Raw genomic sequence first — 18986 nt, 5'->3', positions numbered from 1 at the left:
GCCATGGCTTCCTCTTCGTCTTCCTCCCGCAAGAACGTCCTCGTCTTCCGCACCCTGCCCGAGGACCAGCTCGCGCGCCTGCAGGCCGCGCACGAGGTCGTCGTGGCCGACGCGCGCCAGTCGCCCGAGGCCTTCGCGGCCGCGCTGCCCGCGGCGCAGGGCCTGATCGGCTCGAGCGTCAACTTCAATGCCTCGATGCTCGACGCGGCGCCCCGGCTCGAGGTGATCTCGAGCGTCTCGGTCGGTGTCGACAACTACCCGCTGACCGAGCTGCGCCGCCGCAACATCGTGCTGTGCCACACGCCCGACGTGCTGACCGAGACCGTGGCCGACACCATGTTCGCGATCCTCATGGCCACCCAGCGCCGCGTGGTCGAGCTCTCGACCCTGGTGCGCGAAGGCCGCTGGACGAAGAACATCGGCGAGGACCTGTTCGGTACCGACGTGCACGGCAAGACGCTCGGCATCCTCGGCTTCGGCCGCATCGGCCAGGCCGTGGCGCGCCGCGCCGCCCTGGGCTTCGGCATGCCGGTGCTCTACCACGCGCGCCGCCCGGTCGACCTGGCCGCGCAGGCGCCCGAGCTGCAGGGCCGCGCCACCCACACGCCGCTCGACGAGCTGCTGGCGCGCGCCGACATCGTGCTCGCGATGCTGCCGCTGACCGAGGCCACGCGCGGCATGGCCGACGCCGCCTTCTTCGCCCGCATGAAGCCCGGCGCCGCCTTCATCAACGGCGGCCGCGGCGCGACCGTGAACGAGCAGGCGCTGCTCGACGCGCTCGACAAGGGCACGCTGCGCGCGGCCGGCCTCGACGTGTTCGCCAAGGAGCCGCTGCCGGCCGATTCGCCGCTGCGCACCCATCCGCGCGTGACGCCGCTGCCGCACATCGGCTCGGCCACGCACGAGACCCGGCATGCGATGGCCGAGCTCGCGACCACCAACTTGCTGCAGGTGCTGGCCGGGGAGAGGCCGACCGCGCCCTACGACACGGCCAGCGCATGAAACCCACGGGCCGCGCCACCATCGCCGACGTGGCGCAGGCCGCGGGCGTCTCCAAGGCCACGGTCTCGCGCTTCCTCAACCACCGCGAGCGGCTGCTGAGCCCCGACATCGCGGCGCGCGTCGAGGCCGCGATCGCGCAGCTCGCCTATTCGCCGAGCCCGATGGCGCAGGCGCTGAGCCACGGCCGCTCGCGCCTCATCGGCCTGATCGTGGCCGACATCACCAACCCCTATTCGGTGGCGGTGCTGCGCGGCGCCGAGAAGGCCTGCCAGGACGCCGGCTACCTCGTGATGCTGTTCAACCTCGGCAACGAGAGCGAACGCGAGCGCGAGGCCATCGACGCGCTCGCGGGCTACCAGGTCGACGGCTTCATCCTCAACACCCTGGGCCGCGGCAGCGGCGTGTTCGACGCGGTCGCGCTGCACGGCAAGCCCGCGGTGCTGGTCGACCGGCGCCACGCGGGCATGCACACCGACTTCGTCTCGCTCGACAACGAGGCCGCGATGAAGGCCACCTGCGACCACCTGGTCGAGGGCGGCTTTCGCGAGCTGCTCTACGTGACCGAGCCGCTCGCGGGCGTGAGCTCGCGGCGCGAGCGGACCGCGGCCTTCGGCGCCTGCGTGACCGCGAACGGGCCGCGCATGGCCGGCGAGGTGTTCGAGAGCGTGGAGGGCGAACAGCAGGCGCTCGACGATGCGCTCGCGGCGCTGCGCAAGCGCGCCAGGCGCGGCCGGCGCGCCGCCGTGGTGGCGGGCAACGCGGTCGTCACGCTGCGCGTGGCGCAGGCGATGGCGCGGCTGGGCTGGCAGTTCGGCGCCGACCTCGGCTTCGTCGGCTTCGACGATCCCGAATGGGCTTCGCTGATCGGCCCGGGCCTCAGCACCGTAGCCCAGCCCACCGACGACATCGGGCGCGCCGCCGCTAGCTGCCTGATCGACCGGCTGCGGGGGCTCGAAAGCCCGCCGCGGCAGTTGCTGCTGCCGGGGCAGTTGCAGGTGCGGGGCTCGTCGAAGGCGCCTGTCCCCGCGTAGCCGGATCGGCTTCGGCCGCGAAGCGCGCAGGCCCGCGCATCCAGTCGGCCGCGCGCTCGGCGATCATCACCGTGGGCGCGTTGGTGTTGCCGCCGATCAAGGTCGGCATCACCGAGGCATCGACCACGCGCAGGCCCTCGATGCCGCGCACGCGCAGCCGTGGATCGACCACCGCCCCCGCGTCGTTGGGCGCGCCCATGCGGCAGGTGCCGACCGGGTGGTAGATGGTGTCGGCGCGCGCGCGGATCTGGCGCACCAGGTCCTCGTCGCCGCGCGCATCGGCCGTGTAGAGCTCGCGCTGACGGTACTTCGCGAGCGGCGCCGCCGCCATGATCTCGCGCGTCTTCTTCACGCCCTGCAGCAGCAGCGCGAGGTCCTCGGGGTCGGACAGGAAGCGCGGATCGATGCGTGGCGCCGAGGCCGGGTTGGCATCGGCCAGCCGCACCTCGCCGCGGCTCTTCGGCCGCAGCACGCAGACATGGCACGAGAAGCCGTAGCCCGCGTGCAGCTTGCGCGCATGGTCGTCGGTGATGGCGATCACGAAGTGCAGCTGCAGGTCGGGCCGGCGCAGCTCGGGCGAGGACTTGACGAAGGCGCCGCCCTCGGCGAAGGGCGTGGCGACCAGGCCGGTGCCGGTCCTGCGCCACAGGAGCGCCTGGCGCAGCAGGATCCAGCTCGCGCCGAGGCCGATGCCGAACAGGTCGCGGTGCTTCGAGCGGTAGGCGAGGATGAAGTCGAGGTGGTCCTGCAGGTTGCGCCCCACGCCGGGCAGCGCCTGCTGCACCGCGATGCCGTGCTGCTGCAGCTGCGCGGGATCGCCGATGCCCGAGAGCATCAGCAGCTGCGGCGAATGGAAGGCGCCGCCGCACAGCGCCACCTCGCGCCGCGCATGGATGCGCTCGACGTTGCCGCCGCGGCGCACCTCCACGCCCACGGCGCGGCCATGCTCGATCACCACGCGCAGCGCCTGCGTGTGCGTGAGCACCGCGAGGTTGGGGCGCGTCATCGCCGGATGCAGGTAGGCCGCCGCGGCCGAGCAGCGCTCGCCGTTCCTCGCGCCGCCATGGAACTGCGTGACCTGGTAGAGGCCCGCGCCTTCCTGCTCGATGCCGTTGAAGTCGTCGTTGAAGGGCACGCCCGACTGCACCGCGGCGCGCACGAAGTCCTCGCTGATGGCGCGCGGCGTCTGCTGGTCGGCCACCTGCAGCGGACCGTCGGCGCCGTGCAGCGGGCTCGCGCCGCGCTGGTTGCCCTCGGCGCGGCGGAACCAGGGCAGCACGTCGCCGAAGGACCAGCCGCCGCAGCCGGCGCGCTCCCAGTCGTCGTAGTCCTCGCGGTGGCCGCGCACGTAGAGCATGGCGTTGATCGCGCTCGAACCGCCGAGGCAGCGCCCGCGCGGCTGGTAGCCGCGGCGCCCGTCCAGGCCCGGCTGCGGCTCGGTGCGCAGCGCGTAGTTGTTGATCGGCGGGCGGCCCGGCAGCATCGCCACCGTGGCGGCCGGCGCGCGCACCAGGATGCCGCGGCCGTCGCCGCCGGCCTCGATCAGGCACACGCGCACGCGCGCATCCTCGCTGAGCCGCGCGGCGAGCGTGGCGCCTCCGGAGCCGCCTCCGACGATCACGTAGTCGAACTCCATCGCCCCGCGTCCTTTCCTGCTTCTTCTTCGATTGCGCCGATGCCGGCCCGTGGACTGTAGGAACGAAACGGGGCAGGGCGCCTAGCGTTTTCCCGTCGGACCAAAGTGGCACTGTCGCGTGCGCGACGCGCGAAGCGGGAGCCTCAGACGGAGTTTCTCCAGGCGGATGCCGACCCCGACCGGCGCGCGCGAGGTGAAGGCGGTTCGAGGACTACGGAAGGTCGTAGGCCTTGCCAGCGCGGCACGGCGGCGGCGATGGCCTCCTGTCCTGCACGCGGCGGCGGCATCCGCAACCTTTGGCGACACGCTGCGACGGATTAAAACCTCCGGTATCGAAAACCAGATGGAGGCCCGATCCGTGAATGAAGAACATCACTACCTCGACCAGTTCGAAAGCTTTCTGAAGCGCCGCGAACAGGCGGCCGACATCTCGGTCAGCGTCACGGTCGAGATCGAGGAGCGGCAGCCGCGCGGCGTCCCGGACAACTTCTGGGCCGGCGCCGACGGGACGGGGGTCGAACGCGGCGTGGCCGCGCATTAGATCCTCGATGCCGGGGCGCCCGCTCCGGCTCAGGCCGCGCGCAGCCAGACCTTGCCGTCGGCCGACTCTTCCACCGCCAGGGGAACCAGGCGCGCACCCTTGCAGGGGCCGCCCACGCACAAGCCCGTGTCGGGCTCGTAGATCGCGCCGTGCCGCGCGCACATCAGGTAGCGGCCCGAGCGCTCGAGCACCTGGCCCTCGAAATCGATCGGGCCGCCCACGTGCGCGCACTGGTTGAGGTAGCCATGGACCCGGCCCTGCCAGCGCACGACGAAGGCCGGCCCGCGGCCCGGCGCCTCGAACTTCACCGCGTCGCGGGATTCGGGCAGCGCGTCGCAGATCAGCAGTGCATCGGTCATGGTGGTGCGGACATTCAGGGCGGGGAGGGCTGCGACAGCACCCACTGCGCGAGCCGGCGCGATTCGTCGAGGCTCATGTGGGGCTGGCGCGGCATGATGACGCGGCCCCAGGCACCGACGCTGCCATCGCGCAGCTTGTCGGCGAGACGGGCCGGTGCCTCGGGGTCGTGGCGGTAGCGCGCCGCGATCTGCGCGAAGCCCGGGCCCACCTGCTTGCGCACCATGCCGTGGCAACTGAGGCAGGCATAGCGCGCGACCGGCTCGCGCAGCGGCGCCGGTATCTCGTCGGCCACGGCCGCCAGCGGCGCGATGGCCGCGAGCGGCAGTGCCAGCCACAGGGACCGCGGCAGGCGAATCAGCCGATCTCCGCGATCAGCTCGATCTCGACGCAGGCGCCCATCGGGATCTGCGCCACGCCGAAGGCGCTGCGCGCATGCGCGCCCTTCTCGGGGCCGAAGACCTCGGCGAACAGTTCGCTCGCGCCGTTGGTCACGAGGTGCTGCTCGGTGAAGCTGCCGACCGAGTTGACCAGGCTCATCACCTTGACGATGCGCTTGACCTTGTTCAGGTCGCCCACGGCCGCATGCAGCGTGCCCAGCAGGTCGACCGCGACCGCGCGCGCGGCCTGCTTGCCCTGCTCGGTGCTGACGTCGGCGCCGAGCTGGCCGGTCCAGACCTTGCCGTCCTTCTTGGCGATGTGGCCCGACAGGAACACGAGGTTGCCGGTCTGCACGAAAGGCACGTAGGCGGCGGCCGGAACCGAGACCGGCGGGAGGGTGATGCCGAGGCTGGAAAGCTTGTCGTAGACGCTCATGAAGAAGGCTCCTGGTGAGACGGTGGTGAAGGCGGCCGCGCGGAGGGCGGCTGCGGGGAATCGACCGGCGTTTGTACCGGCGAAGCCGTGATCGTAGGCGACGCCGCGGCCGAAGGCCCTGCGCCGCCGGGGGCTTGCGGCGGCTCGAGCTCGTCGACCGGCTGCACCGTCACGCCCACGTGCAGCGTGTGGCGCGCACCGCCGTGCAGCACGCCGCGCATCGGCGAGACGTCGGAGTAATCGCGGCCGATCGCCAGCGTCACGTAGTCCTCGCCGGGCTGGCGGCCATTGGTGGGATCGAAGTCGGCCCAGTCGCCGGCGCTGCCGGGGCCGTCGCCTTCGCCGGGCAGGTAGACCGAGACCCAGGCGTGCGAGGCATCGGCGCCGATCAGCCGCGGCTGGCCCGGCGCCGGCTGCGTCAGCAGGTAGCCGCTGACGTAGCGCGCCGGCAGGCCCATCCCGCGGAAGCACGCGATCATGATGTGCGCGAAGTCCTGGCACACGCCCTTGCGCTGGGCCAGCGCCTCGGCCGCGGGCGTGTTGATCTCGGTGCTGTCGGCGTCGTAGTCGAAGTCGCGGTGGATGCGCTCGGTGAGGTCCATCGCCACGTCGAAGGCCGGGCGGCCCGGCGCGAAGCTCGCGCGCGCATAGGCGACGAAGTCGTCGTGGCGCGGCACGTAGGGCGAGGGGAAGACGAACTCCGAGGCCGGGTCGAACAGCGCGTCCTTGCGGAAGCGGAAGCGCTCGCGCACCGACTCCCACGGCAGCTCGCGCGCCACCGCGCTCGAGAGCACGGGCGCCGAGGTCTCGACCACGCTCTCGGCCGTGACCACCAGGCTGTCGTGCGTGGTGTCGAGCGCGAAGAAGGCGCGCACGTTGCCGTAGAGGTCGGCCTGCTCGACGCGCTGCGCGGGCGCGGGCTCGATCGCGAGCCGGTGGCTCAGCAGGCGCTGCGAGGGCGTGACCAGCGGCCGCAGGTGCGCGAGGTGCTGCGCGGTCTCGACCGGCGGCGAGTACTCGTAGCGGGTTTCGTGGGTGACGTGGAGTCGCATGGCGCGCGCCGTGGGTTACTTCGACGCGGCGCCGAAGTGCGCGGCGTAGATCCTGTCGTAGCTGCCGTCGGCCTTGATCTCGGCCAGGCCCTTGTCGAGCCTGGCGAGCAGCTCGGCATTACCTTTCTTGACGGCGAGGCCGTACTGCTCGGTCGCGAAGCCGGCATCGCTCACGGTCTTGAAGCCCGCGCCCGCGTTGTTCGCGAGATAGTGCGCCACCACGCCGTTGTCGGCCACCACCGCCTGCACGCCGCCGGCCTCGAGCTCCTTGAGCGCGAGCGGGGTCGACTCGAAGCGCTTGATGTTCGCGCTCGACTTGCCGAGCAGCTTGCCGACCACTTCGTCGCCGGTGGTGCCGTTCTGCACGCCGACCTTGAGCGTCTTCAGGTCCTCGAAGCGGGTCACGGCCGTGTCGCTCCTGACCGCGATCAGCTGGCGCGCGTCGAAGTAGGGCTGCGAGAAGTCCATGGTCTGGCGGCGCTCGGGCGTGATGGTGATGGCCGACACCAGGAAGTCGCGGTCGCCCTGGTCGAGCGTGTTGAAGATGCCTTCCCACGGCGTGTTGACGAACTTCACCTCGATACCGGCCTTCTTCGCGACGGCGTTCACGATGTCGATGTCGAAGCCCACGATCTCGCCCTTCTCGTTCTGCGATTCGAAGGGCGTGTAGGCGGCATCGGTGCCCACGACCAGCACGCGCGCGGCGGACGGTGCGGGCGGGGCCGATGCGGCGGCGGGCGCGGCGGTCTCCTGCTTGCCGCAGCCGGCGAGCGCGAGGACCGCGGCGAGGCCGGCGGCCAGTGCGAAGCGGCGATGGATCGTGGTCATGGGAAGCCCTCCTTGGTCAGTCGTTGCTTGTGCGGTGGTCTGGTCGCGCGGCGCGCGCAGCGAGGGCTCAGGCGCCCACGGAGCGCAGCGATTCCGAGGTCAGCGTGAAGTAGCGGATGCCGATGGCATCGGACACATGGTAGGCGGCGGCCTCGCAGTGCGCGAGCAGCGCGGCCAGCGCCGCATAGGGGCCGTCCTCGCCGTCGGCGGGGCCGGGGTCGCACAGGTGCTCGAGCGTCCAGGTGGCCGGGTCGGGCAGCTCGTACGACAGCGCCGTGAGCTTGCCGGGCGCGCTGCCCGCGAGCCGCGCGATGCGCCCGCGCAGGGTCTGCGTGACCCAGGCCAGCGAGCGCGGGTTCTCGGCGTCGAGCACCAGCAGGTCGACCAGCGTGGCGACGTCGCGGCGCTGCTGGTAGCGCGCATGGAAGGTGATGGTGCTGTCGAACAGCGCGACCATCGCCTCGAAGCCGCTGACCTCGTGCACCGCGTGGTTCTGGAAACCCGCGAGCAGGGCGTTGGCGAGGAAGCTCAGGCGCTCGATGTGGCGGCCGATCGACAGCAGCCGCCAGGCATCGTCGCGCGTCATGCGGTCGGTCTGCGCGCCGGTCATGGCCGCGAGCGCCGAACTGGCCGACTCGAGCGAGCGCAGCGCCGCGCCGGTGGCGAAGCTGCCTTCGCCGGCCTGCTCGGCGGCGCGGCGCAGGAAGTCGGCCTCGGCGCGCACGATCTGGTTCCAGTGGTCGGGCGAGAGCCGCTCGCGCACCGCGGCCGCGGCCTGGCGGATGCTGCGCAGGCTGTAGCCCACGCTGCCGCCCTGCGCCACGTCGCCGAGCTCGGCGATCAGCGCGCGCTCGAACACGCGGCGCGACTGAGGCGCGCTCGGCACGCCGGCCGGCACCAGCGCATTGCGCACCGCCATGCGGTGCAGCCATTCGAGCAGCGGGCGCGAGGACTGGTCCTCGCCGCCGAGGATGTTGAGCGTGAGGCGCGCCAGCCGCACCGCGTTCTCGGCGCGCTCGGTGTAGCGGCCGAGCCAGAACATGTTCTCGGCCGCGCGGCTGGTGACCGGCGCGCGGTGCCGCGCCAGCGAGGCCGGCGTGGCCTGCGGCTGCAGCAGCGTGGTGCGGTCGACCTCGCCATGGGTCTGCACCCAGACGTCGGCGCTGCTGCCGCCGCGCTGCATCGAGGCGATCTGCGCATCGGGCCCCGCGAGCCGCGCCAGCCCGCCGGGCAGCACGCGCCACGATTGCGCGCCGTCGCTGACCGCGAACACGCGCAGCAGCACCGCGCGCGGCGCGATGTGGCCGGGCCCGAGGTCGCTGGCCCAGGTCGGCATCTGCGACAGCGGCAGGTAGCTCTGCACCGTGTGGGCCTCGCCCTCGCGCACGATGCGCCCGGCCCATTCGTCGAGCTCGCGGCGCCCGAGCTGGCGGCCCAGCACCGCGTCGAAGCTCTCGCGCCCGTCGATGCCCGGGTAGGTGGGCTTGATGAAGCAGTCGCCGAGCTGCGGCAGCACCGCCTCGAGCGCCGCGCGCTCGCCGCACCACCAGGTGGGCAGCGCGGGCAGCAGCAGCTTCTCGTCGAGCAGGTGGCGCGCCAGGCCGGGCAGGAAGCCCAGCAGCGCCGGCGACTCGAGGAAGGCCGAGCCCGGCATGTTGGCCACCAGCACGTTGCCGGCGCGGATCGCCTGCAGCAGGCCCGGCACGCCGAGCGTGGAGTCGGGGCGCAGCTCGAGCGGGTCGAGGAACTGGTCGTCGAGCCGCTTGATGAGCCCGTGCACGGGGCGCAGGCCCTGCAGCGTCTTGAGGTACAGGCGCTGGTCGCGCACCGTGAGGTCGTTGCCCTCGACCAGCGTGACGCCGAGGTAGCGCGCGAGGTAGGCGTGCTCGAAGTAGGTCTCGTTGTAGGGACCGGGCGTGAGCAGCGCGATGTGCGGCGGCACGCCGGCCGGGCACATGCGCTGCAGGCCGTCCATCATGGCGCTGTAGGTGGCGGCCAGCCGCTGTACGTGCAGCGCCTCGAAGGCCTGCGGGAACTGGCGCGTGATCGCGAGCCGGTTCTCGAGCAGGTAGCCCAGGCCCGAGGGCGCCTGGGTGCGCTGCGAGACCACCCACCAGTTGCCGTCGGGGCCGCGCGCGAGGTCGAAGGCCGCGATGTGCAGCCAGGTGTCGCCCGGCGGCTTCACGCCGTGCAGCGCGCGCAGGTAGCCCGGATGACCGCGCACCAGCGCGGGCGGCAGCAGGCCTTCGGCCAGGAGGCGCTGCGGGCCGTAGACGTCGGCCATCACGCGGTCGAGCACGCGCACGCGCTGCAGCACGCCGGTCTCGATCTGCGCCCAGCTCTCGGGCGAGACGATCAGCGGGAACAGGTCGAGCGACCAGGGCCGCTGCGGGCCGTGGGTGGCGTCGGCGTAGACGTTGTAGGTGACGCCGTTGTCCCGGATCTGGCGCTCCAGGCTGACCGCGCGCCGCGGCAGGTCGCCGAAGCCGTCGGAGCCGAGCTGCTCGAAGAAGGCATGCCAGGGCGGCAGCAGCGGGGGCTTGTCGCCGGCGGCGGGGGCCGGCGCGGCGATGTCGGCGGAGGGCGCGCGCTGGGCCGCGGATTGCGTCTGGGTCTGGCCGCCCTGCGTTTGGGATTGGCTTTGGCTGCCCGCCGTCGCGTCGTGCAGATGCGGTCCCGTGGGCGCTACCGGCCCGGCGGCGGGCCGTGCGGGCGCCTCCGGCGTCGCGATGCCGCGCAGCTCGTCGAAGTGGCCGGGCAGGGCGGGCGGGGCGAGCGCCGACGCCAGGGCGGCCGGAAAATCCAGCGCCTGGGCGTCGAACAGGGATTCGTTGAGGGGTTCCACAGGGTTGGGATTGTCACATCGCTGTCACCGGGCCCGCCGGCGATGGCGTGCGAAATGCCCGCTGCAGCCATCCGTGTGGGCGGGACGACACACCCGGCGGCCCGGCCCGCGCCCCGTGGACGAGGGGCGGGCCGTGGGCGCCGCTCAGCGCCGCAGGTCGAGCGTGAACGGGAATTCGCGGCTGCCGGGCACCTCGATGGTGGCGGCCGGCGTGCGCATCAGGCCCGGCGTGTGGCCGGTGCGCGTGAAGCGCGACAGGCGCCGGCTCTCTGCCTCGTAGGCATTGACCGGGAAGGTCTCGTAGTTGCGGCCGCCCGGATGGGCCACGAAGTACTGGCAGCCGCCGAGCGAGCGCTTCATCCAGGTGTCGACCAGGTCGACCGTCAGCGGCGCATGGGCCTTGATGCTCGGATGCAGCGCCGAGGGCGGGTTCCAGGCCTTGTAGCGCACGCCGGCGACGAACTCGCCGGCCACGCCCGTGGGCTGCAGCGGCAGCACGCGGCCGTTGACGGTGACCACGTGGCGGCTCTCGTTGAGGCCGGTCACGCGCACCTCGATGCGCTCGAGCGAGGAGTCGACGTAGCGCACCGTGCCGCCGGCCGAGCCTTCCTCGCCCATCACGTGCCAGGGCTCGAGCGCGTTGCGCAGCGAGAGCTCGACGCCCATCGCCTGCACCTGGCCCACGAGCGGGAAGCGGAATTCGAAGTGCGGCGCGAACCAGTCGGGATCGAAGGCGAAGCCGGCCTGGCGCATCTCGCTGATGACGTCGTCGAAGTCCATCTTGACGAAGGTCGGCAGCAGGAAGCGGTCGTGCAGCTCGGTGCCCCAGCGCGTGACGGGCGCCTTGTAGGGCTCGTCCCAGAAGCGCGCCACCAGCGCGCGGATCAGCAGCTGCTGCGCGATGCTCATGCGCGCATGCGGCGGCATCTCGAAGGCACGCAGCTCGAGCAGGCCCAGGCGCCCGGTGCTGGAGTCGGGCGAGTAGAGCTTGTCGATGCAGAACTCGCTGCGGTGCGTGTTGCCCGAGACGTCGATCAGGATGTTGCGCAGGGTGCGGTCGACCAGCCAGGCCGGCATGTGCTGGCCGTACAGCTCGCGGTTCTTCGCGATCTCCTTGAGCGCGATCTCGAGCTCGTAGACCTGGTCGTTGCGCGCTTCGTCCACGCGCGGCGCCTGGCTGGTCGGGCCGATGAACATGCCCGAGAACAGGTAGCTCAGCGAGGGATGGTTGTGCCAGTACAGCAGCAGGCTGGCCAGCAGCTCGGGCCGGCGCAGGAAGGGGCTGTCGGCCGGCGTGGCGCCGCCCATCACGAAGTGGTTGCCGCCGCCGGTGCCGGTGTGGCGGCCGTCGGTCATGAACTTCTCGGCCGACAGCCGGGTCTCGAACGCGGCCTGGTAGAGGAATTCGGTGTGGTCGACCAGTTCCTTCCAGTTGTGGGCCGGATGGATGTTGACCTCGATCACGCCGGGGTCGGGCGTGACCTGCAGCATCTTCAGGCGCGGATCGCGCGGCGGCGGATAGCCTTCCATCACGATGCGCACGCCGAGCTCGCGCGCGGTGGCTTCCACGGCGGCGACCAGGTCGAGGTAGTCCTCGAGGCGCGCCAGCGGCGGCATGAAGACGTAGAGCACGCCCGAGGCGCTGCCCTTCTTCTCGGCCGCCGGGCCGTTGGCGCGGCGCGGGTCGCGCACCTCGACGCACAGCGCGGTGCGCGTGACCCAGTGGGCCGACTCGCCGCGCAGCGGCTGGCGCGTGGCGGCGCTGTCGAGGGCGGCGTCGGCATCGGCCGCGCTGCCGTCGCCCGTGCCTTCGCCGATGCCGGTACCCGGCCCCTGCATGCGCAGCGCCGCGGGCACGGCCGCGGGCGTGCCGAAGGCATAGGGCACGGCGCCGAGGTCGGCACCGGTACCGCCGGTCGCGCCCACGGTGTAGCGCGCGCGGTAGTCGGCCGCGCTCGGCAGCGCGTCGCGCGCCGCGGTCGGGTCGCGCTCGATCAGGTAGGGGTAGTCGCCCTTGCTGGCCCAGGGTTGCGAGTCGAGCGGCAGGCGGTAGCCCATCGGCGAATCGCCGGGGATCAGGTAGAGCCGGTCGTCGCGCAGGAACCAGGGGCCGGTCTTCCAGGCCGGGCCCTCGAGCGCGGGCGCGTCGCGGTTCGCGTTGCCGGGCTCGATCGGCAGCATGTAGCCGATCACCGCGTCGAGCTTCTGCGTGAACACGCGGCGCAGGCGCACGCGTTCGAGTTCGTCGTCGAGCTTGGAGTCGAAGGGGTCGACGTTGACCGGCAGACGGCGTTCGCGCCACAGGTAGTAGTAGATGTCCTCGAAGCCCGGCTGCACGTAGCGGTCGGTCAGGCCGAGCTTGCGTGCCAGCAGGCTGGTGAAGCGGCGCGCGTCCTCGCTGGTGTAGTGCGTGGGGAAGCGCTCGTCGGCGAACAGCTCGGGGTCGTGCCACAACGTCTGGCCGTCGGCGCGCCAGAAGATCGACAGCGCCCAGCGCGGCAACTGCTCGCCCGGGTACCACTTGCCCTGGCCGAAGTGCAGGAAGCCGCCCTGGCCGTACTCGGCGCGCAGCCGGTGGACCAGCTCGGTGGCATAGCCGCGCTTGGTGGGGCCGAGCGCGTCGGTGTTCCACTCGGGCGTGTCGCGGTCGCTGGTGGCCACGTAGGTGGGCTCGCCGCCCATCGTGAGGCGCACGTCGCCGGCCTGCAGCCGCTTGTCGACCGCCTCGCCCAGTGCCAGCACCTCGGTCCATTGCTCCTCGGTGTAGGGCTTGGTCACGCGCGGCGATTCGTAGATGCGCGTGACCTTCATGTCATGGCCGAACTCGACCTTCGACTCGTCGACACCGCCCTCGATGGGCGCGGCGCTCGAGGGCGTGGGCGTGCAGGCCAGCGGGATGTGGCCCTCGCCGGCCAGCAGGCCGGAGGTGGCATCGAGGCCGATCCATCCGGCGCCCGGCAGGAACACCTCGCACCAGGCATGCAGGTCGGTGAAGTCGACCGTGGTGCCGCTCGGGCCGTCGAGCGCCTTCACGTCGGGCGTGAGCTGGATCAGGTAGCCCGAGACGAAGCGCGCGGCCAGGCCGCAGTGGCGCAGCAGCTGCACCAGCAGCCAGCCCGAGTCGCGGCAGGAGCCGCTGCCGTTGGCGAGCGTTTCTTCCGGCGTCTGCACGCCGGGCTCCATGCGGATCAGGTAGTTGACGTCCTGCTGCACCTGCTGGTTGATGCCGACCAGGAAGTCGATGGTGCGCTGTTCCTTGCGGTCGATCTTGTCGAGGTAGGCCGCGAGCAGCGGCGTGGGCTCCTCGGTGACCAGATAGGGCGCGAGTTCCTCGGCCTGCGAGGGCGTGTACTTGAACGGGAAGTTCTCGGCCTGCGGCTCGAGGAAGAAGTCGAAGGGGTTGTAGACCGCCATCTCGACCACGAGGTCGACCGTGACCTTGAACTCGCGCGTCTTCTCGGGGAACACGAGCCGCGCCTGGTAGTTGGCGAACGGGTCCTGCATCCAGTTGACGAAGTGCTCGGCCGGTTCGACGCGCAGCGAGTACGAGATGACGTTGCTGCGGCAATGCGGCGCCGGACGCAGCCGGACGACCTGCGGGCCGAGTTGCACCAGGCGGTCGTATTTGTAGTGGGTGACGTGGTGGAGCGCGGCGTGGATGGACATGCGTTTTTGTGTGCAGTACTGGCAGATTGCATCGAAAAGATGTCTCTGGTGAGACGCATACTAGCCCAGAAGACAAAGCAATTAGCGCGCCACGGAGCGTCGTTGGGGGAGGGTTTGCATCATGGTCGCCGAGGGTGTGCGAGACGCATCCGATGCCGTCGTGCGCGCGCGCTGCGCCTTCGTCGCGCTCGCGGCAGCGCTCGCGGGCGTGGCGCTGCAGCTGCGCCAGCCGGTGCTGTGGGACGGCATGGTCTATGCGGGCGGACTGCTCGCCGGCATCGCGGGTCTCTGGTCGGCCTGGCGCCTGCCGCGGCATGCGCGCACCGCCTGGGTCTGCGCCGCGCTGGCCGGTGCGGCGATCGGCGCGGGGCTCGCGGGCGCACGGGCCACGGTCTATGCAGCCGGCGCGCTCGATCCCGCGCTCGAGGGGCACGACCTGCAGCTCGTGGGCGTGGTGTCGCAGATGCCGCAGCGCGGCGATGCCGGCACGCGTTTTCGCTTCACTGTCGAGTCCGCGCGCTGGGCCGACCCTGCCGCGGCCGGATCGCCCGCGGTGCCCGACCGCATCGCGCTCGGCTGGTATGCCGAAGGCAGCAGCCTTTGGAACGGCGCGGCCGATGCGTCGGCGCCGGACCTCCTGCCCGAGAGCCCGGTGCATGCGGGCGAGCGCTGGCGCCTGACCGTGCGCCTCAAGGCGCCTCACGGCCATCGCAACCCGCATGGCTTCGACAGCGAGCTGTGGATGTGGGAGCAGGGCCTGCGCGCCAGCGGCCATGTGCGCATCGGCGCGCGCGACGAGGCGCCCGCGCGGCTGGGCCTCACGGGGCGGCATCCGGTCGAACGCGCGCGTGAGGCGGTGCGCGATGCCATCTTCGCGCGCGTGCCCGAGCGCTTTGCCGCGGGCGTGATCGCCGCGCTGGTCACGGGCGACCAGGGCGCGATCGACCGCGAGGGCTGGGACGTCTTCCGTGCCACCGGCGTGGCCCACCTGATGTCGATCTCGGGCCTGCACGTGACCTTGTTCGCGTGGCTCGCCGCGCATGTCGTCGGCGCGCTCTGGCGCCGCGGCCCGCGATTGATGCTGCGCCTGCCGGCACAGCGCGCGGCACTCGTGGGCGGCGTGCTGCTGGCCGCGCTCTATGCGCTGTTCAGCGGCTGGGGCGTGCCATCGCAGCGCACGGTCTGGATGCTCGCGACCGTGGCGCTGCTGCGCCTCACGGGGCGACGCTGGCCCTGGCCGCACGGCTGGCTGCTGACCGCGGCGGTGGTGGTCGCGTTCGATCCCTGGGCCCTGACGCAGGCCGGCTTCTGGCTCAGCTTCGTGGCGGTGGGCGTGCTGTTCGCCACCGATGCGGGCTGGCCCGGCGACACGCGCCCGGGCCTGCGCGCGCGGCTGTGGCGGCTGCTGCGCGAGCAATGGACGATCACGCTGGCGCTCACGCCCTTGAGCCTGCTGCTGTTCCAGCAGGTGTCGCTGGTCGGGCTGGTGGCCAACCTGGTCGCGATTCCCTGGGTCACGCTGGTGATCACGCCGCTCGCGATGCTCGGCACCGTCGCCGCGCCGCTGTGGGACCTCGCGGCGCGCGCGGTGCAGGTGTTGGGATTGCTGCTGTCGTGGCTCGCGGCGTTGCCGTTCGCCAGCATCTCGATGGCCGCGCCGCCGGCGTGGCTGGCGGCCTGCGGCGTGGCGGGCGGCGTGCTCGCCGCGATGCGGCTGCCATGGTCGCTGCGCGCGCTCGGCCTGCCATTGCTGCTGCCGGTGCTGCTGTGGCAGCCGGCGCGTCCCGCCCTCGGCGAGTTCGAACTGCTCGCGGCCGACGTCGGCCAGGGCAATGCGGTGCTGGTGCGCACCGCGAACCACAGCCTGCTCTACGACAGCGGCCCGCGCTACAGCCTCGAGAGCGATGCCGGCCAGCGCGTGCTGGTGCCGCTGCTGCGCGCCCTGGGCGAGCGGCTCGACCTGATGGTGCTGAGCCACCGCGACAGCGACCACACCGGCGGCGCGAGCGCCGTGCTCGCGATGCATCCGCGCGCCGGACTGCTGAGTTCGATCGAGGCCGAACACCCGCTGCAGTCGCAACGCCGCGCGCGGCGCTGCGAGGCGGGCCAGCGCTGGACCTGGGACGGCGTGGACTTCGAGCTGCTGCACCCGCGCTCCGGCGACTACCTGTTCCTCACGCGGCCCAATGCCATCTCGTGCGTGCTGCGCATCGGCAACGGCCGCGCGACCGCGCTGCTGGCCGGCGACATCGAGCGGCTGCAGGAGGCCGCGCTGCTCGAGCGCGTGCCCGAACGGCTGCGCGCCGACGTGCTGCTGGTGCCGCACCACGGCAGCAGGACCTCGTCGAGTGCCGCCTTCCTCGATGCGGTGCGCCCGCGCATCGGCCTGGTCCAGGCCGGCTACCGCAACCGCTTCGGCCATCCCGTGCCCGAGGTGACGGCGCGCCATGCCGAGCGCGGTGTGCGCCTGGTCGAGAACGTGCGCTGCGGTGCCGCGCACTGGCGCAGCGCCCGCCCGGTCGAGGTGGGCTGCGAGCGCGAACGTGCGCCGCGCTACTGGCAGCACCGGCCGGTCACTGAGGTTGAAACTGTGAACTAGTTGTTAAAAACCCGCCGGGCGAACCCTTGCCAGGTCGGGCGCGGCGGCGTCCCATGCGTTGTAGCGAAAACCAACGACGCAGGGGACCCATGACATCGCATCACCGCCAGGCCTTCTTCCCGCGCCCGCTCGCGGGCATCGCGCCATGACCGCCGCCGTTCCCGCCATCACCAGCAGCCACGTCGGCGGCGGCTCCACAGCGCGGCTCAAGACCCATCGCGAGGGCCCGGTGCTGGTGCTGACGCTCAGCAACCCCGGCGCCCGCAACGCGCTCAGTCCCCCGGTCTACCGCGCCGCGGCCAAGGCCATGCGCGATGCCGCGGGCTTTCGCACCGTGCGCGCCATCGTGCTGTGCGGCGAGGGCGCGCATTTCAGCGGTGGCGGCGACCTGCGCCGGCTGGCCCGGCAGCGCCGGCTGCCGGCCGCCGAGCAGCACGAGCACCTGGCGGCGCTGCACGACTGGATCCTCGCGATCGAGGCGGCGCCGCAGCCGGTCATCGCCGCGGTCGAGGGCGCGGCGGCCGGCGGCGGCTTCTCGCTGGCCCTGGCCTGCGATCTGGTCGTGGCGGCCGAGGACGCGAAGTTCTTCACCTCCTTCGTCAGCATGGGCCTGACGCCCGACGGCGGGGCCACCGATTCGCTGGCCCGCGCGCTGCCGCCGCAGGCCGCGCTCGAACTGCTGCTCGACGGCGAGCCCTGCACGGCGCAGCGGCTGCACGGCTGGGGCGTGGTCAACAAGGTGGTGCCGTCCGGCGAAGCCTGCGCGGTGGCGATCGAGTGGGCCCAGCGGCTCGCGCGCGGGCCCTTCGAGGCGCAGGCGCGCACCAAGCAGCTGGTGCACGCGGCGCGCGGGCGCAGCCGGCGCGAGCAGCTCGATGCCGAGCGCGAATCCTCGGTCGCGAGCCTCTATGGCGACGAGCGCGCCGAGCGCATCAAGGCCTTCCTGTCGCCGCGCAAGAAGCGCGCGGCCGACGCGGCCGCCGTTCCCGAAACGCGCGAATAAAAATCCGACCGTCGCCCGGCCGGGCTTGGCATCAGGGGTTCTACTGGCCTCGAACTTGCTAAGCTATGGCTCAAGGAGATTGGTCGTTCCATGCACAAATTCGACGAGATGTATGAGCAGCTCCCCTATGCGGGAGCCGCGATCCGGCAGCACTACAAGCGATACGACCAATGGCTCGCGAAGCAACCCGGCGAGGTGATGCGTTCGCGGCGCGAAGAGGCGGAAATGATCTTCCGCCGGGTCGGTATCACCTTCGCCGTGTACGGCGCCAAGGACGAGGACGGCTCGGGCACCGAGCGGCTGATCCCGTTCGACCTGCTGCCCCGGATCATTCCGGCGCACGAGTGGGACAGCATGGAGAAGGGGCTGGTGCAGCGCGTCACGGCGCTCAACCGCTTCCTGCATGACGTCTACCACGACCAGGAAATCATCAAGGCCGGCATCATCCCGGCCGAGCAGATCCTCAACAACGCGCAGTTCCGCCCCGAAATGATGGGCGTGACGGTGCCGCACAACGTCTACTCGAACATCTCGGGCATCGACATCGTGCGTGCCCCCGATGCCCACGGCAACGGCGAGTACTACGTGCTCGAGGACAACCTGCGCGTGCCCAGCGGCGTGAGCTACATGCTCGAGAACCGCAAGATGATGATGCGGCTGTTCCCCGAGCTGTTCAACCAGAACCGCATCGCGCCCGTGGCGCACTATCCCGACCTGCTGCTCGAGACGCTGCGCGCCAGCGCGCCGGCCGCGACGGCCGAGCCCACGGTGGTGGTGCTCACGCCCGGCATGTACAACAGCGCCTACTTCGAGCACGCCTTCCTCGCACAGCAGATGGGCGTCGAGCTGGTCGAGGGCCAGGACCTGTTCGTCAAGGACAACTTCGTCTACATGCGCACCACGCGCGGGCCGAAGCGCGTCGACGTGATCTACCGCCGCGTCGACGACGACTTCCTCGACCCCGAGGTGTTCCGCCCGAGCTCCACGCTGGGCTGCGCGGGCCTGATGCGCGCCTACCGCGACGGCAACGTCGTGATCTGCAATGCCGTGGGCACCGGCGTGGCCGACGACAAGTCGATCTATCCATACGTGCCGAAGATGATCGAGTTCTACCTCGGCGAGCAGCCGATCCTCAAGAACGTGCCGACCTACATGTGCCGCAACAAGGACGAGCTGCAGTACACGCTCGACAACATGAAGGACCTCGTGGTCAAGGAAGTGCACGGCGCCGGCGGCTACGGCATGCTGATCGGCCCGGCCGCCACGCAGGCCGAGATCGAGGACTTCAAGAAGGCCGTGATCGCCAAGCCCGACGGCTACATCGCCCAGCCCACGCTGAGCCTGTCGACCTCGCCGACCTTCGTCGACGCCGGCATCGCGCCGCGCCACATCGACCTGCGGCCTTTCGTGCTCTCGGGCAGCGAGGTGCAGATGGTGCCCGGCGGCCTCACGCGCGTGGCGCTCAAGGAAGGCTCGCTGGTGGTCAATTCCTCGCAGGGCGGCGGCACCAAGGACACCTGGATCCTCGAAGCCGACCGCACGGCCAAGCCGAAGACGCAGTCCCAGTCGCAGAGCCAGTCGGCCTGAGTGCAAGAAGCCCGGAGAACCAC

Annotated in this window: 14 protein-coding genes; 6 read left to right on the top strand and 8 right to left on the bottom strand. The window is 71.7% G+C overall.

The genetic code is table 11. The features are described 5' to 3' along the window. Window positions 1–3 precede the first annotated feature (3 nt). Both ACODT0_RS28700 and ACODT0_RS28695 read left to right on the top strand, forming a co-directional pair. Window positions 4–1002 (top strand): 2-hydroxyacid dehydrogenase, encoded by a 999-nt coding sequence (locus ACODT0_RS28700; RefSeq protein ID WP_489042871.1) that lies wholly within the window; start codon window positions 4–6, stop codon window positions 1000–1002. Beyond that, a complete protein-coding gene (locus tag ACODT0_RS28695) occupies window positions 999–2033 on the top strand; it encodes a LacI family DNA-binding transcriptional regulator (protein WP_057595376.1) in 1035 nt (344 codons plus the stop codon). Before ACODT0_RS28700 ends, ACODT0_RS28695 begins: the two co-directional genes overlap by 4 nt. Here the strand turns inward: ACODT0_RS28695 and ACODT0_RS28690 are convergent. After that, complete coding sequence (locus tag ACODT0_RS28690; RefSeq protein ID WP_489042870.1) at window positions 1924–3669, bottom strand: GMC family oxidoreductase; 1746 nt, start codon at window positions 3667–3669, stop codon at window positions 1924–1926. The genes ACODT0_RS28695 and ACODT0_RS28690 overlap by 110 nt on opposite strands. Before the next feature lie 166 nt (window positions 3670–3835). On the opposite strand from ACODT0_RS28690, the gene ACODT0_RS28685 reads away from it, so the two are divergent. Continuing rightward, entirely contained in the window at window positions 3836–4210 is a 375-nt protein-coding gene (locus ACODT0_RS28685; RefSeq protein ID WP_489042869.1) for a hypothetical protein, read from the top strand. A 29-nt stretch (window positions 4211–4239) separates the two neighbouring features. On the opposite strand, the gene ACODT0_RS28680 is transcribed toward ACODT0_RS28685, so the two are convergent. From ACODT0_RS28680 to ACODT0_RS28650, 7 genes are all read right to left on the bottom strand, one after another. Continuing rightward, entirely contained in the window at window positions 4240–4569 is a 330-nt protein-coding gene (locus ACODT0_RS28680) for a Rieske (2Fe-2S) protein (protein WP_057595372.1), read from the bottom strand. Between the two features lie 14 nt (window positions 4570–4583). Next, the gene (locus ACODT0_RS28675; RefSeq protein WP_489042868.1) at window positions 4584–4862 is read right to left on the bottom strand and encodes a c-type cytochrome; all 279 of its coding nucleotides are present in this window, start codon (window positions 4860–4862) and stop codon (window positions 4584–4586) included. 62 nt (window positions 4863–4924) lie between these two features. Beyond that, the gene (locus ACODT0_RS28670) at window positions 4925–5383 is read right to left on the bottom strand and encodes a RidA family protein (RefSeq protein ID WP_261216038.1); all 459 of its coding nucleotides are present in this window, start codon (window positions 5381–5383) and stop codon (window positions 4925–4927) included. Then, complete coding sequence (locus ACODT0_RS28665) at window positions 5380–6435, bottom strand: transglutaminase family protein (protein ID WP_489042867.1); 1056 nt, start codon at window positions 6433–6435, stop codon at window positions 5380–5382. The genes ACODT0_RS28670 and ACODT0_RS28665 overlap by 4 nt, the downstream gene beginning before the upstream one ends. 15 nt (window positions 6436–6450) lie before the next feature. Continuing rightward, window positions 6451–7263 carry a basic amino acid ABC transporter substrate-binding protein gene (locus tag ACODT0_RS28660; RefSeq protein ID WP_489042866.1) on the bottom strand — a complete coding sequence of 271 codons (813 nt, stop codon included), beginning with the start codon at window positions 7261–7263 and terminating at the stop codon, window positions 6451–6453. 67 nt (window positions 7264–7330) lie between these two features. After that, a complete protein-coding gene (locus tag ACODT0_RS28655; protein WP_489042865.1) occupies window positions 7331–10108 on the bottom strand; it encodes a circularly permuted type 2 ATP-grasp protein in 2778 nt (925 codons plus the stop codon). A gap of 144 nt (window positions 10109–10252) precedes the next feature. Further along, window positions 10253–13774: a transglutaminase family protein gene (locus tag ACODT0_RS28650; protein WP_489042864.1), complete on the bottom strand. Its 3522-nt coding sequence runs from the start codon at window positions 13772–13774 to the stop codon at window positions 10253–10255. Window positions 13775–13895: 121 nt separating this feature from the next. Between ACODT0_RS28650 and ACODT0_RS28645 the strand changes: the two genes are divergently transcribed. From ACODT0_RS28645 to ACODT0_RS28635, 3 genes are all read left to right on the top strand, one after another. Next, on the top strand, window positions 13896–16373 hold the full coding sequence (locus ACODT0_RS28645) for a DNA internalization-related competence protein ComEC/Rec2 (RefSeq protein WP_489042863.1): 2478 nt from the start codon (window positions 13896–13898) through the stop codon (window positions 16371–16373). 145 nt (window positions 16374–16518) lie between these two features. After that, window positions 16519–17376 (top strand): oxepin-CoA hydrolase, alternative type, encoded by an 858-nt coding sequence (locus ACODT0_RS28640; protein WP_489042862.1) that lies wholly within the window; start codon window positions 16519–16521, stop codon window positions 17374–17376. A gap of 90 nt (window positions 17377–17466) precedes the next feature. Continuing rightward, window positions 17467–18963, top strand: a complete 1497-nt coding sequence (locus ACODT0_RS28635; protein ID WP_057592261.1) for a circularly permuted type 2 ATP-grasp protein — start codon at window positions 17467–17469, stop codon at window positions 18961–18963. Window positions 18964–18986 lie beyond the last annotated feature (23 nt).

Source organism: Variovorax sp. FG153 (assembly GCF_057809595.1).
This window is presented reverse-complemented; position numbering and strand designations above follow the sequence as displayed.

Bases quoted from the DNA above. Each gene is read 5' to 3' on its own strand.
- ACODT0_RS28670 (WP_261216038.1), bottom strand. From the start codon at position 5,383: ATGAGCGTCTACGACAAGCTTTCCAGCCTCGGCATCACCCTCCCGCCG.
- ACODT0_RS28640 (WP_489042862.1), top strand. From the start codon at position 16,519: ATGACCGCCGCCGTTCCCGCCATCACCAGCAGCCACGTCGGCGGCGGC.
- ACODT0_RS28660 (WP_489042866.1), bottom strand. From the start codon at position 7,263: ATGACCACGATCCATCGCCGCTTCGCACTGGCCGCCGGCCTCGCCGCG.
- ACODT0_RS28645 (WP_489042863.1), top strand. From the start codon at position 13,896: ATGGTCGCCGAGGGTGTGCGAGACGCATCCGATGCCGTCGTGCGCGCG.
- ACODT0_RS28650 (WP_489042864.1), bottom strand. From the start codon at position 13,774: ATGTCCATCCACGCCGCGCTCCACCACGTCACCCACTACAAATACGAC.
- ACODT0_RS28690 (WP_489042870.1), bottom strand. From the start codon at position 3,669: ATGGAGTTCGACTACGTGATCGTCGGAGGCGGCTCCGGAGGCGCCACG.
- ACODT0_RS28695 (WP_057595376.1), top strand. From the start codon at position 999: ATGAAACCCACGGGCCGCGCCACCATCGCCGACGTGGCGCAGGCCGCG.
- ACODT0_RS28680 (WP_057595372.1), bottom strand. From the start codon at position 4,569: ATGACCGATGCACTGCTGATCTGCGACGCGCTGCCCGAATCCCGCGAC.
- ACODT0_RS28665 (WP_489042867.1), bottom strand. From the start codon at position 6,435: ATGCGACTCCACGTCACCCACGAAACCCGCTACGAGTACTCGCCGCCG.
- ACODT0_RS28700 (WP_489042871.1), top strand. From the start codon at position 4: ATGGCTTCCTCTTCGTCTTCCTCCCGCAAGAACGTCCTCGTCTTCCGC.
- ACODT0_RS28635 (WP_057592261.1), top strand. From the start codon at position 17,467: ATGCACAAATTCGACGAGATGTATGAGCAGCTCCCCTATGCGGGAGCC.
- ACODT0_RS28685 (WP_489042869.1), top strand. From the start codon at position 3,836: ATGCCGACCCCGACCGGCGCGCGCGAGGTGAAGGCGGTTCGAGGACTA.